11 protein-coding genes and 3 tRNA genes are annotated in these 13,395 nt (G+C 47.2%); 3 read left to right on the top strand and 11 right to left on the bottom strand.

From position 1 onward, the window contains the following. Nucleotides 1-41: 41 nt before the first annotated feature. The 3 genes from ACFSUS_RS02380 to ACFSUS_RS02370 are packed head-to-tail and all read right to left on the bottom strand — an operon-like array spanning nucleotide 42 to nucleotide 2,903. Entirely contained in the window at nucleotides 42-1,217 is a 1,176-nt protein-coding gene (locus ACFSUS_RS02380; RefSeq protein ID WP_381518514.1) for an acetyl-CoA C-acyltransferase, read from the bottom strand. A 27-nt stretch (nucleotides 1,218-1,244) separates the two neighbouring features. Then, entirely contained in the window at nucleotides 1,245-1,937 is a 693-nt protein-coding gene (locus ACFSUS_RS02375; RefSeq protein WP_381518511.1) for a tetratricopeptide repeat protein, read from the bottom strand. Between the two features lie 51 nt (nucleotides 1,938-1,988). Next, a complete protein-coding gene (locus ACFSUS_RS02370) occupies nucleotides 1,989-2,903 on the bottom strand; it encodes a vWA domain-containing protein (protein ID WP_381518508.1) in 915 nt (304 codons plus the stop codon). Nucleotides 2,904-3,116: 213 nt separating this feature from the next. On the opposite strand from ACFSUS_RS02370, the gene ACFSUS_RS02365 reads away from it, so the two are divergent. The 3 genes from ACFSUS_RS02365 (at nucleotide 3,117) to ACFSUS_RS02355 (ending at nucleotide 3,505) form a co-directional block, all read left to right on the top strand. Next, nucleotides 3,117-3,203: transfer RNA gene (locus tag ACFSUS_RS02365), tRNA-Ser, on the top strand. Between the two features lie 70 nt (nucleotides 3,204-3,273). Next, nucleotides 3,274-3,347, top strand: a tRNA-Pro gene (locus ACFSUS_RS02360). Between the two features lie 84 nt (nucleotides 3,348-3,431). Further along, nucleotides 3,432-3,505, top strand: a tRNA-Arg gene (locus tag ACFSUS_RS02355). A gap of 277 nt (nucleotides 3,506-3,782) precedes the next feature. On the opposite strand, the gene ACFSUS_RS02350 is transcribed toward ACFSUS_RS02355, so the two are convergent. From ACFSUS_RS02350 to ACFSUS_RS02315, 8 genes are all read right to left on the bottom strand, one after another. After that, entirely contained in the window at nucleotides 3,783-4,061 is a 279-nt protein-coding gene (locus ACFSUS_RS02350) for a hypothetical protein (RefSeq protein WP_381518506.1), read from the bottom strand. A 329-nt stretch (nucleotides 4,062-4,390) separates the two neighbouring features. Then, the gene (locus ACFSUS_RS02345) at nucleotides 4,391-4,909 is read right to left on the bottom strand and encodes a hypothetical protein (RefSeq protein WP_381518503.1); all 519 of its coding nucleotides are present in this window, start codon (nucleotides 4,907-4,909) and stop codon (nucleotides 4,391-4,393) included. A gap of 807 nt (nucleotides 4,910-5,716) precedes the next feature. After that, nucleotides 5,717-6,829: a sensor histidine kinase gene (locus ACFSUS_RS02340; protein WP_381518500.1), complete on the bottom strand. Its 1,113-nt coding sequence runs from the start codon at nucleotides 6,827-6,829 to the stop codon at nucleotides 5,717-5,719. Between the two features lie 55 nt (nucleotides 6,830-6,884). Then, complete coding sequence (locus ACFSUS_RS02335) at nucleotides 6,885-7,712, bottom strand: CheR family methyltransferase (RefSeq protein WP_381518497.1); 828 nt, start codon at nucleotides 7,710-7,712, stop codon at nucleotides 6,885-6,887. A gap of 9 nt (nucleotides 7,713-7,721) precedes the next feature. Then, the gene (locus ACFSUS_RS02330; RefSeq protein WP_381518494.1) at nucleotides 7,722-11,162 is read right to left on the bottom strand and encodes a response regulator; all 3,441 of its coding nucleotides are present in this window, start codon (nucleotides 11,160-11,162) and stop codon (nucleotides 7,722-7,724) included. 81 nt (nucleotides 11,163-11,243) lie between these two features. After that, nucleotides 11,244-11,633, bottom strand: coding sequence for a response regulator transcription factor (locus ACFSUS_RS02325; RefSeq protein ID WP_381518492.1), 390 nt, complete (start codon nucleotides 11,631-11,633; stop codon nucleotides 11,244-11,246). A 93-nt stretch (nucleotides 11,634-11,726) separates the two neighbouring features. Next, nucleotides 11,727-12,488 (bottom strand): response regulator, encoded by a 762-nt coding sequence (locus ACFSUS_RS02320; RefSeq protein WP_381518489.1) that lies wholly within the window; start codon nucleotides 12,486-12,488, stop codon nucleotides 11,727-11,729. Beyond that, entirely contained in the window at nucleotides 12,452-13,216 is a 765-nt protein-coding gene (locus tag ACFSUS_RS02315) for a hypothetical protein (RefSeq protein WP_381518486.1), read from the bottom strand. Before ACFSUS_RS02315 ends, ACFSUS_RS02320 begins: the two co-directional genes overlap by 37 nt. Nucleotides 13,217-13,395 lie beyond the last annotated feature (179 nt).

The following is a 13,395-nucleotide window of genomic DNA, read 5'->3' as shown; positions in this document are numbered from 1 at the left end:
AAAGTGACCTCGTACCGGCTAGCACGAGGTCACCCGTAAAATTACAGTTTTTCGATGACAATGGCCGATGCGCCACCGCCCCCATTGCAGATGCCGACTGCACCATAACGGCCTTCATGCTGTTGCAGCACGTTAGTCAGTGTCGTTACAATTCTGGCCCCTGATGCTCCTAACGGATGGCCTATGGACACAGCGCCACCGAATACATTTAATTTTTCCTGCGGTACACCCAGCACTTTGCTAAACGTTAAAGGAACGACAGCGAAGGCTTCGTTAACCTCGAAGAAGTCGATGTCATCAGCCTTTAGTCCAGCGCGTTCCAGTGCAAGAGGTACAGCTTTGGTAGGGGCGGTCGTAAACCACTGTGGCTCTTGCTCAGCATCGGCATACGCTAGTATCCGCGCCAGAGGTGTAAGCCCCAGTTCGTCGGCTTTGCGACGGCTCATAATCACCAGTGCCGACGCTCCATCACTAATGGGCGACGAACTGGCGGGCGTAACGGTACCGTCGGGCGTAAAAGCCGCTTTCAGGGTCGGAATTTTGTCGTAGATCACGTTCTTATATTCTTCGTCTTCACTGACCGTAACGGTGCCTTTCCGACTGGCCACCTCGACCGGCACAATTTCGGCGCTGAACCGACCGCTTTGCGTGCTGGCTTCGGCCCGCTTGTACGATTGAACCGTGTACGCGTCCTGAGCGTCGCGACTAATTCCGTATTTAGTGGCCGTTTGGTCCGCAAATACGCCCATCGCACATTGATCATAGACGTCCACCAGACCGTCGCGAGCCAGGCCGTCTACCAATTCTGCATTCCCGTATTTATAACCAAACCGCGCTTTGGGAACATAGTAAGGCGTGTTGGACATGCTTTCCATACCACCCGCCACAATAATGTCGGCCTGCCCTAACTGAATCGTTTGGGCGGCCAGCATAATAGCTTTAGTTCCCGAAGCACACACCTTATTAATCGTTGTACAGGGAATATTAGCCGGTAATCCTGCTTTGAGAGCCGCTTGCTTGGCCGGCGCCTGCCCGACGTTGGCTGAAACGACATTACCCATATACACTTCCTGGACCTGGTCGGGCTGAACACCCGCCCGAGTGAGCGCCCCCTGAATGGCAGCTGCGCCCAAGTCAGTGGCCGATAGTGTTGACAAAACACCGCCGAAACCGCCAATCGGCGTTCGGACAGCGGAAATAATTACGACTTCGTTCATGAGTGGTTTTGATGTACGTCTTGTTGTTTACCAGCGGTTGCCACTTGGTGCTGGTTTTGTTGACTGCCGCGCCGAACGAGTCAGCGCATAGGGCAGGTCATCGTTTTGCATCGCATCGAGCAGTTGCAACGCTTGCTCTTCGTTTAGGTCCATGCGTTGAAACCGGCGCAGCAGTTCATCCTGTCGAGCCGACCGTTCTACCTGTTGCCCACCCGAAGGCTGAGGCTTATTAACCATCTGAGGCTTTCGTTTCGATGGCTTCTGATGCGGGTTTGTTGACGGCATTTTGCCCGAGTAGTACTTCTTTACTAACTCAAAATTGTATCGTGCGGGTTCATTGTCGGCGTTTTCCAGGAGGGCTTGTTCAAATAAGCTAAGAGCCGTAGCACTGTCGCCTTCCAGGCAAGCCATAACGCCCAGTTGGGTAGCCGCTACGGTCCGCAGATCCGGTCGATCTGACCGAAGCAGCGTCTCATATTGAGGTCTTGCTTTGGCATAGCGCTTTAATTGAAAATAGGTGTGTCCCAAATTTAAGCGAACAGCCGGATCAATGGTTGTTGTTACACGGCTTAGATAAGTGTATAGCGTAAGGGCCTGCACATAGTAACCCGCCCGGTAAGCCGCTTCCGCTTGCCGACGAGCTTCGTTATTCTGAGAAATCTGGTTCATAGGTAGCGGTTCGTTCCACCAGAGCCAGGCAACGATGAACAAATAGATCATGCTATGCTAACGTACGACCGGCCAAAAATAAGACGAAACCCCGAGATCAACTCACAAACGAAACGTACGGATCGTTACAATCAGATCGAGGGCGACCAATATTAACGCAATGAGGACAAAATAATAGTACTTATTAGTAGACACGGCTACTCGCTGCTGATCGACCACCCGCCCGCGTAATGAGCGTATTATACCTGATAGCTCATTCACGTAACGCCCGTCAGGGTCAGCTTCTACATACTGTCCTCGGCCGTCGCGGGCTAGTTCCTGCAAAAACGTACGGTTTAGGCGACTTCGCACAATCTGTCGATCATTATCACGAATAAAATCCTTACCCCTACGAATCGACGCGCCTGCTTCAGTGCCAACACCCACCGTAATGAGTGGCAAGCCAAACATGCGTAGTCGGGCCAGACTAGCTCGGTCACAAGGGGCAAAGTTCTCGCCATCGCTGAATAGGATAATCGCTTTCGTGCTTTGGCGGGTCGACGGATCAGTTAACAGTTTCTGACGGGCGAGCTCGATCGCACTGCACAGGTCTGTGCCACCCGTTGGCGAAACACTCGTATGAACATCACGCATGAACTGTTTAAGCGCATCATGGTCCGCCGTCAGCGGAGACAGCACAAACGATTCCGACGAAGTCAGTATAAGGCCGAATCGGTCAGCGGGTAACGTGTCGCACAGTTGTTGCACATCATATTTTATCCGCTCCAATCGCGTCGGCACAATATCGCCAGCATCCATCGAGCGTGATACGTCGACAATAAAAAAAGCATCCCGGCCAGCCGTAGCGACATCTCCATCGACTTCGCCGAAAGAGGGGCCTAGTAATGCGATAATTAATAACGTTAGATAACTACTGCGGAGAAAGAATTTAGGGATAACACCCCAGGCTGACGTATTGAGTTGGTTGGCCAGTCGAAACGTACGCCAAACGTAGAAGCCGTAGAGGATGATAAACATCCCAATAAAAAAAAGTTCGGTTCTCGAAAATGGATATAACCAACTCATTCAGCGTAATAATCAAGCTAATGCAAGCCTAGAACGTTATCGTCTATTGCATCAGAAAGGCCGAAATTAGCGATTTTGAAAAGATTTTGTGCCGAGACTATTGTTGAAAAGATTCAATCCCTCTATCTTTGTGTCCCAATCGTTCAGCTACTGAATGGTTGATCCGGAGAGATGCCTGAGAGGCCGAAAGGAACAGTTTGCTAAACTGTCGTACTGGTAACGGTACCGAGGGTTCGAATCCCTCTCTCTCCGCAAACCAATTAAAAAAGGTTTATAGGTTGCAGAGATAATAAAGTTTCTCTATCTTTGCAGCTCAGATTTTCGGGGTGTAGCGTAGCCCGGTATCGCGCCTGCTTTGGGAGCAGGAGGTCGTAGGTTCGAATCCTGCCACCCCGACACTAAAAGTTTACAGTTTTAAAGTTTATAGTTTTCAGTTTTTGCTGTAAACTGCGAACTCAAAGCTGTAAACTTTTTTTATTTGGTCCTGTAGCTCAGCTGGATAGAGCATCTGCCTTCTAAGCAGACGGTCAAGCGTTCGAATCGCTTCGGGATCACACTGATATTGAGCCGGTTAGCTTTAGGGCTAGTTGGCTTTTTTTGTTTGGTTTATTCCTTTAACTTGTAAAGTTTCGCTTTGTAAGTTTTAGAGAAAATATTCATCCGGACGAATATCGGTTATTCGCCACAGTGCCACTTACTCACTCATGCTATGGTCTGATTGAAAGAAGCTTAAAGTAACTAGCTTGCCTTTGTTGCAGCATTTAAAGCGGACACCCTCTAATTAAATATCGGTTTAGATAATCTACGAAGAGCCCGGTTTTGATGACTTGTTCAGTGGGCTCCTAGTTCAATCTGCTTTAGATAAATGTTCAGATACTTTGTGTTGGCTGGCGTATCCGGAAAGTGATTAGCTGAATATAACTCCCAGCTGGGGCTATCAGCCTGCTTTTTTGCACAATAGCCAATTTCAACAAAGTGTCCCTCCAAGTGATAAAGGGCGAGCTTAAATGTTGGCCGCTCGACGTTAGCAAGCAAAGTGGCGTGGGAAGAAGCAAACCGGGCTAATTGTGGGGTCGTAAGCCGGTTCAGCGCGTACTCCGTAATGTTCATCTAAAGAAGTGGTTTTCAAGACACTTTACGGCTAAAAAGTAAATTTAGATTTCAGAATGCTCATAATTATTTACGTTGTTTGCATTTCCCATACGCTATTGTGAAAAAAGGAAAAGATTCTTCTGAATAATAACTTCAGATCTATTTGCTGCTTTCTTTTGCGGAAAGAAGGCTTCTCACATTGTGCAACATTCACCTGGCTTATGTGTCTTTATGGTGAACTTTTAGCTGGTTTACCAGAGGGAGTGTTTAAGTTAAGATGAATTGTTGGGGAAACGCCGGATCGCTACGAGTTCGGCGTTTTTAGTACTAGTCCATAAGACGAGCTTTTACTTATCAGTAACATCTTGGGGCTGGCAACTCACACTGGCAGTAGCATAAGCTCCCGAAGCCGATTCGACCTCGATTGGCTTGTCGTTTACGAAAATTACAGCTAGCACCTTAGAGGTGCTGTCCTTGCTTCGAGCGCTTAGATGAATGAAAACATCCCCCTTCATCTGCATTTTCTTGATCCAGATACCTGATTCGTTCATCTCCTGAATTGTACCACCGGTTGCATCGGTGTATTCAATAAGGCAGTTTTTACCGTTGACTTCGTACTTTACCTCGTACATACTAACGCCTTTGTCTTTTTCTTGAATGGCCAGGTACAACAAACCCAACGCCAGAGACGTAGCCATGAAGCTAAGTAGCTTAGTGCGGTCCCGTAGGAAGCTAAGAGCAATCAGTGGGGTTAGGGTCACTAAACAAGCCAGTAACAGGGGGCGAGGAACCATAAACGCCGTTAGGCCCAGGATAGTAGCGATAATACCAAACGTATTTGAACGCTTCGGTAATTTCTGCTTCATTAATAGTCTGGTCTAGATAAAGCGTTTCAGCTTTGGCGTCAGCCGACAATGGAATGACGGTCTCGATGGCCTTAACTCATTCAAGTCGATATTTACTACTGAATTCGTCAGAATCCAACTGATGGCCGAATTAACGACAATTTATAATCAGGTTACATCAGCAGAAATTATGAACTTTTGGCGGGTTTAGAGCAGATAGCTTAAAAACATAGTTTTCCTGCAAACGTTGTGGTTTTATAGTGATGAAGTTACTCACCGGCTTGGAAAGGCCAGCCCGATTGCTTTGGTAGTCGGGCTTTTTAGGGCCGAATCCTCATCCTTGAGCGTTGTTAACGTACCTTTTTGGTGCTACTGATGTTACATGCTGGTCAGAATCTCTCATCACTTGGTTAGAAGCACCAGTCCGATTGACACAGTGTCAGTCGGGCTTTTTTGTTGCAGTAGTGCAGTACGTTATGGCTTTTAGGAGGAAAGAGCTCTAAGTAGCTACTGATTAATTGGTCGCTTCTCAACGACTGAATATAGTTTCACAATGATAGATGAGTAGGCTGTTCTGACAATTACTTCAACTCGTAATTGTATCATGGACAACCCAGGAATATATGTAACAGGGGCAATGACTGTAAGCGTAGTCAGTTTGAGCATCTTCGTTCTCTGGTGGGAAAACAGACGCCGGAGCCGGAAAAAACGAAGAAAAAAACAGAAGAACCGTAAAGCACTAGTCACAACAAAAGCGACCTTAAGTTGACCGGTTCGCCCCGTCATTAAATAAAGCTGAAGTAAAATGAGCGTTTTTGGAGAGGCTAACTACTTCGTCCATTCAAAAAAGAACGTACTACCTTTCCCTAATATAGACTCCACACGAATTTTACCATTCTGTTCTTCAACCAGCATTTTCAAGATATTCAGGCCGACACCGGTGCTGCTTTCCGTAGCTGATTCATTGTCGCCCCGTCGAAAGAGATTAAAGATACTGGCCTGATCGGCGTCGGCAATGCCAGGTCCATTGTCTCTCACAAAAAATTCGACCAGATCGCCCTTGTCTCGGCAGCCGACTTCGATGAGCCCGGCCGGTTTGTCGTTGTATTTGACGGCATTACTGATCAGGTTTTGCAACACCTGCTGTAGTTTCATGCGTCGGGTTTTGAGAACCGGCATTGGCTCGATGATGTGAATGCGAACGTGCTGCGGAGGAAACAGTAAACGAGCAATTTGGGTCACCAACTCCTGAACGTTGACTTCTTCCAGCGCCTGCTGATCAATGCTTTGGCGTGAGTACTCCAGCAATTCGCTGATCATGGTTGACATGTGATAAGCGGCTGATTTTGCCAGATTAGTGTACTCTAGGGCCTCCTCTTTCACGAAGTGACCGTCTTCATTGCGCATCTCTAGGAGCGATAAAGCGGCAATCAAGCCAGTTAAGGGCGATTTGAGATCATGAGCAACGACATAGACAAAGCGTTCTAACTGCTTGTTGATCTTGTCTAATTCGCTAACCGTATTTTTTAAGTTCTGCTGATAGAAGTAAAGTTTTTCAAAAACGTTGACTTTAGCTTTCGTTACGTTGATATCTAATGGCTTTTGTAAGTAATCGACAGCGCCTTCTTCGAATCCTTTCAAGACGTACTGATCTTCTGTGCTAAGGGCAGTAACGAAGATAATGGAGATGTCGCGCGTTTTAGGGTTAGACTTCAACAACTTGGCAACTTCAAACCCATCCATATCAGGCATTTGAACATCGAGCATGATTAAGCCGATTTGCTGATTTTTTAGCACCTGTCGGAGGGCTTCGTTGCCCGAATCGGCTTTTAAGAAGGCCCGACCGGGCCGAGCCAGCATATCTTCAAGTGAGATCAGATTCTCGGGTCGATCATCGACCAGCAGGATAGTAAACTCGTTCGGTTGTTCTGTTGTATTCATAAAATGGGGGTGACCAATCAAAAAGGTTCACCACGTCGTATGGAGTATGAGTGTGTCAAGCTTTGCGCCGAAAAATCTTGGATGGCTGACTAATCGTATCAAATTCTGTGTTGATACTAGTAAACATCAGGGATTCTTTTAGACCGGTAGCCAGATACCCTAAGGGAACGAGACTGTCGAAAAACAAGCGAAAGACTCGGTCCTGTAGCTCTTTGTTAAAGTAAATCAATACATTTCGGCAGCATATTAAGTTAAACTCGTTAAAAACCTGGTCTGTCACCAGATTATGTTGATGAAAAACTATGTTTTTTCGCAACTCTTTGTGAATAATGGCCTGGTCGTACCGACCCGTGTAATAGGTCGAAAAGTCGTTGGTACCTCCCGACTGACGGTAATTGGTAGTGTACTCTTTCAGGCTGGCTAATGGAATGATACCCTGATGGGCTTTCTCAATATTTGCGGGATTGATATCGGTGGCGTATATACGTGTGCGATTCAGCAGACCTGCTTCCCAAAGCAGAATGGCCATGGAGTAGACTTCTTCGCCCGTTGAACATCCCGCATGCCAGACCTTAATGGTCGGGTAGGAGGCTAAAGTTGGAATAACGTTTGTCCGCAACTCTTTGTAAAAGTCGGGGTCGCGAAACATTTCGGTGACGTTAACGGTAACCGACTCCAGAAACCAGTCGAAAAATGGCTTATCTACTAACAATTGCTGTACCATCTCGTGCACAGAGCCAACGCGGGCTTTTGCCATCAGGCGCTGCACACGGCGCCAAAATGACGATTTAGCGTAATTACTGAAGTCATAACCATACACTTCCTTAATTACGTTAATTAGGTCATCCAGTTCACCCTCACCCCTGTCGTTTAGGCTATTCATGGGCTGAATTTAGGAGAGCCAAACCCGCATCAGGGAGAACAATTGTGTACTGTCAACCGGCTTGGTGATGTAATCGGAGGCTCCCGCTTCGATACATTTTTCCCGGTCGCCCGTCATGGCTTTGGCGGTAAGGGCAATAACGGGCAGGTTCATGAATCGCCGATCGGCACGAATACGTCGAGTCGCTTCGTAGCCGTCCATTTCCGGCATCATAATGTCCATTAGCACCAGTGCAGTGTCGGTATGCTTGTTGAGCAGGTTGAGGGCTTCCTGGCCATCGCCAGCCGTTACAACCGTCATTTGATTAGCCTCTAATAGCGTACTCAACGCAAACACATTACGCATGTCATCGTCCACGAGTAAGACCTTTCGGCCTTGCATGCCTTCATCAAACGAGTCATTCTGCGGACGTTCAGGCGTAGGGGCCGTTTCAAGCTGGTGAATCTTATGAAAGAACAGTTCGAGCTCGTCCATGAGCCGGTCTTTGGATAGCGAAGAATCACGGATGATTACGCTGGAAATTTTGTTGAGTTCGCGTTCGGCACTGCGAGATAAGTCTTTATCGAGGTAGATAATGAACGGAACCTCACGGGGAGCGACTGCCTGCTGCAAGGCATTGAGGTCGGCGATGCCCTGCTCGACGTCTTGTCCAATATCGGCAATGATGCAGTCGTACGCTTGCTGGCTAACCTTTTGCTGGGCCTCCTGCAACGTATTGACGTAGTCACATTCGAGGTTAATATGCCGTTTGTCAATCAACGGCATCAGCGACGTTTTGGTTAAATAAGTACCGGCCAGTACTAACCCTTTCTTTCCTTCGCCATCCAGGTGGCTGCTGATAACAGCCAATACGTTTTCCAGATCTTTCTTGTCAACTGGTTTTGTGGTATACGCCAGAATATCGTCGTTGACGGTTGCGGGACTATCAATTGCGGAGATAACATGAACAGGAATATGCTTTAAGGCATCTTCGTTTTTCATGATTTTAAGCAAATCCCAACCGTTGACCACGGGAAGGCCCATGTCGAGAATAATGGCGGAGGGAGTGTACTGACGTGCATATTGTAAGCCTTCGTCACCTCGCAGGGCAATGATTGTTTTAAAGTTTTTTTCCCGGGCAAAATCCCGAATGATGCTGGCAAAGGCGGGGTCATCTTCAATGATCAAAATCACCTTTTGGCCCGGAGTGAGGCTGTGCCGATCGTCAGACGGGCGAGCTGGCGCGACCGATTCCGGTATAGCGGCCAGGGTAATTTGTGGAGCATCGGTAGGCGCTGGTTGATCGACTTCTGCTGTGAGGGTTATGGGTAAGTAGATTGTGAACGTACTGCCCTTGCCAATTTCACTTTGCAGGCCGAGTTCGCCACCCAGTTTCCGAATGAGCTCTTTACTGATGGAGAGGCCAAGGCCCGTGCCACCAAACTTGCGGCTGATTGAGCCATCGACCTGTTGAAAAGCTTCAAAAATTATTTGCTGTTTTTCGGGCGGGATACCAATTCCTGTATCCGTTACCGAAATGGCTATTACCTGCTGCGCCATAGTCAGATTCCCTTTGAAAGAAGCCGGGCGTTGGTCGATAAGTTGCAAGGATAGCGTAACGGAACCTCCTTTTGAGGTAAACTTGAAGGCATTCGATAGCAAGTTTTTAATTACTTGCTCAAGGCGCTGTTTGTCCGTCCGAATGGCTTTGGGCACCAACGGATCAACACGGGTTGACAACTGGATGCCTTTTTCGTCGGCAAGAACGCCGAATAACTGAGTAATGTCGTCGACGATACCTTTTACGGGGGCCTCTTCAAACACGAGCTCGATTTTGCCAGCTTCAATCTTTGATAGATCGAGAATGTCGTTGATAAGTTCGAGTAAATCAGCGCCCGACTTGTGAATGATCTTGGCGTATTCAATCTGCTTATCGGTCAGGTTGAACTGTTTGTTCTCCGACAGCAACCGAGCCAAAATCAATACGCTGTTGAGAGGAGTGCGTAGTTCGTGCGACATGTTAGCCAAGAACTCCGACTTAAATCGGCTGTTAATTTCCAGTTCTTTCGCCTTTTCGGTTAGCTCCTTACGGGCTATTTCTATTGTTTTGTTCCGTTCCAGTAGCTCGTCATTGATCTGGCGAAGTTCTTCCTCCTGAACTTTTAACTCCTGCTCTGAAATGTGAAGAATCTCGGCCTGCCGAGTAAGCTCATCGTTCGACTGCTGAAGCTCTTCCTGTTGGTTTTCCAGCTCTTCTTTTTGTTCCTGAACCTGTTGCAACAGGTTCATTACTTTCTCGTGATCTTCGGCTGCGTTGATGGCTACCGCAACATTGTTGGCAACCGATTTGAGCAGCAGTAGCGCCTGCTCGTTCAATGGACGAAAGGCGGCAAGTTCGATAACCCCTTTTAGCTCTTTGTTATACCACAGGGGTAAACAAACGACCTGCCCCGGTAATGCCTGCCCACTACCGGCTTCGACCACCCAGAAGTCAGGTGGTACGTCGTTTACTACCGTTAGCGAGCGTTCTGTAGCAGCCTGCCCCACCACCCCTATTCCTAGTTGATACGTATGCTTGGCATGATCGGGCAGGGCAACAGAAGCGTTGATTTGTAGCTGAGAGTGTTTAGGGCTGTAGCAATAAAACGCACTCGCTGGCACATCCAGATACTTGGTGACGGTTTTCAGAATGGATTGCGTTAGCGACCTGACGTTGCTCGTATCCTGCAGACTGTCGTTAATAACTGACATGCCCGTCAGCAGCCAGTTTTTCTCTGTGCTAATCTGGTTCAGGTGTTCAAGCTCCTCATAATTTTCCTGAAGGATAGCTTCTGCCTTACGGTGGTTATTGAACTCCCGAATGGTAAAATAGATAAGGGTCAGCACAATCAATAACGTCAGAAACGTGCCCAGGACGACTCCGTATGTCGCTTGTTCAATAGATCTTTTATTTTGTTCCTCGCGCTGGTTCAGGAGTATGCGTTCGGTATTGACAACCTGGTCTAATTCGTCTCGGATAAGTTTAATAAACTCTTTTTGGCGAGTGATGAGATCAACAAAGGCTTTCTGGTCATATTGACTGAGCTTGCCATCTGCCTGCCGGTTCCAAAATTCCAGCAATGTCTCTACGTTAGACGCGATCCGGCTGATTCGTTCGGTCTGAACAACGTTATCGGCTGTTAATGATTTAAGGTCGTTAAGAACCGGTTTGATATTTAGTAATGCGTCGTCATACGGTTTCAGAAACTGCCTTACGCCCGTGCTGCGGTAACCGATACGGCCGGTTTCCATATCAACCACCAGCTTTTCGATCATGCCCGCCTTATTCAGAACTTGATACGTATGCTTGACCCAATTACCGGCCTCCGATTGTCGCTGGAAGGTCTTATAAGAAAGTATGCCAATCAGCAAAACCAGCAAAATGGCAACCGAAAAACCAATGTATAAGCGTTTCGTTAATGAAAATTTCATTAAGGTATAAGGCAGTGATAGGAGAGTGAATAGCTACTGGGATAAATGCTTAAAGATACGCCCTGATCACTAATTAGGTGGTCAGGCAATGCCTAAATGCTTACGGACGCGATGAACTAATTCATTCGGGCTGAAAGGCTTTAAGGCGAAATCGTCCGCACCGAGACTAAACGCTTTCAGTACGGTTGGTTCCTGCCCGGAAGCCGAAAGCACAATGACTGGTATGCAATTACCGAGCGATTTCTTCACGTACTCCAGAACCTCTAACCCATTATGATAAGGCATCATCAAGTCTGTAATGACCAAATCGGGTGTGCTTGTCCGGAGACATTCCATGGCCTGCTTACCATCACTAGCGGTGAGCACATTGTATCCTTCCTTTTGCAGCCGATACGACAACATCTTCAATACCAATGTTTCGTCTTCCGCAATTAAGATGGTATATGACCTGCTTTTCGATTCGCTTTCCATTTAGTAAAGTTAATTATCATACAAAGAAGTAAGTAGTGATTACTGCAAAATATCCTTAGCGGTCATTATATTAATTAAGAGTAACTTTTTTGGTTACTTTGTGAGCCTATTTTCTAACTGATGTTCAAGTGAAGTGACCCCCCGGTTAATATCCTGAAATAAGCTCGCTAATCGAATACCCAGTTCAAAATCAAACACTGCATCTTCATTTTCTAGAGCTTTCAATTGTTCGGCTATACCCAGCATGGCCAATGAGTTGAGCGACGACCTGAATTTATGTGCAATCTGATTAAACGTAGGACGGTCTTTTGCTTCAATGGCCTGGAACAGAGTCAGGCGATAGCGAGGTAAGTCTCTAGTAAATAACGACACTAACTCAGCCAGTAATTCATTATCTCCAGCCGTAACTTCTTCCAGATAGGCTAGGTCAATTAAGGCTGGCTCTCCGACCGTATCATGCGTCGTTGCTGATGAAGTAGCGTTCAGCGCAACGCTTGGCACAAACCGACTTAGCACCCCATCGATTTGCTCGATGCGAATTGGTTTAGACAGATACTCATTCATACCAACTGCCAGACACCACTCACGCTCACCCACCATAGTATAGGCCGTCATGGCAATAATTGGTGTAGTCAACGCCAGGCGTTGCCGAATCACCTGGGTTGCGGTGTATCCATCCATTTCCGGCATTCGAATATCCATTAAAATCAGGTCAAATGCCATTGTCTCGACTAATCTGATGGCTTCAATGCCACTGTACGCAATCGTCGCTTTTAATCGTTTCTCACTCAATAATTCTGTGAAGCCTAAAATAGCATTTAGAGGGGTGCGAATATCATGGCTGATGTTAGCCAAGAAGATTTCCCGTTCCTGAAGCGATTGTTCGGCAACGGTGCTGGCTCGCTGTAATTCCTGCTCTTTGCGGTTGGCTTCAGTAATGTCGCGGAAGGTGGATATGGCCCTAACAATGTCGCCTTCAGATTTTGGAGTAGACTTGCAGGGGTGGCTAACAAGCGAAAGCCGGTTTCGGTCTTCGAACGAAGATTATGGGATGAAACCGCCCTGCCTTGTAGAGCTCGGTTTAAGGGTAAGTCGGTAGGAGGAAGGCTTACATTTGTGTTCGCATACGACAGCCGAAAGCGGGCAGCCCATTCGGAGAAGGAAAAGAGGATGCTGCTGATGAGGTGCTCAGTAGCCGCTGGTTCGCTTTGTAGCAAGGCTTGGGCTTCAGTTTGTAACCGACGAGCCAGTGGATTCAGCTCGGATGTTTGGCTTGTTAATGAAACCAGCGAGTCGAGTAGTGGTCGGATAGCAGCCATGTTACGCGCCGAACGATTACTTTTGTAGATGGCCTGAGCCGTGGTATTTGACAATGGCTCATGGGGCGAATAACTAAGTTCGAGCGTTAACTCAATGGCATTGTTTAATACTCCAATCGACTGAATCACCGATTCGTTACTAGTACGTACTGTGTTAGATGTGGTTGCTTCGTAATAGTGCCGGATCGTTATGAGCAGAATAGTTAAGCCAAAGCCTGTTAACAGTAATATGCGGACGGTTCGGTTCCGAATAGTTCTTTTCATTGGCTTATACGATGCGGATAGAACGTATTGTTACGGAAGTGACTAAGGTAAAAGAAGCCAGTTTATATGTGAAGCAGTCGCTAAACAAACATATCGTAAATAAGCGTTTTTCGGTGCAAAGGGTATGCCAAGCAGCTTTTAATGAGTACTTATTGTGTTACCGGATTTAGTAACGTAGT

It is taken from the genome of Spirosoma soli, from assembly GCF_042684525.1.
In the GTDB taxonomy this organism is placed as follows: domain Bacteria; phylum Bacteroidota; class Bacteroidia; order Cytophagales; family Spirosomataceae; genus Spirosoma; species Spirosoma soli.
Note: the sequence above shows the minus strand (reverse complement) of the source record. Positions and strands in the feature narration are given on the sequence as shown.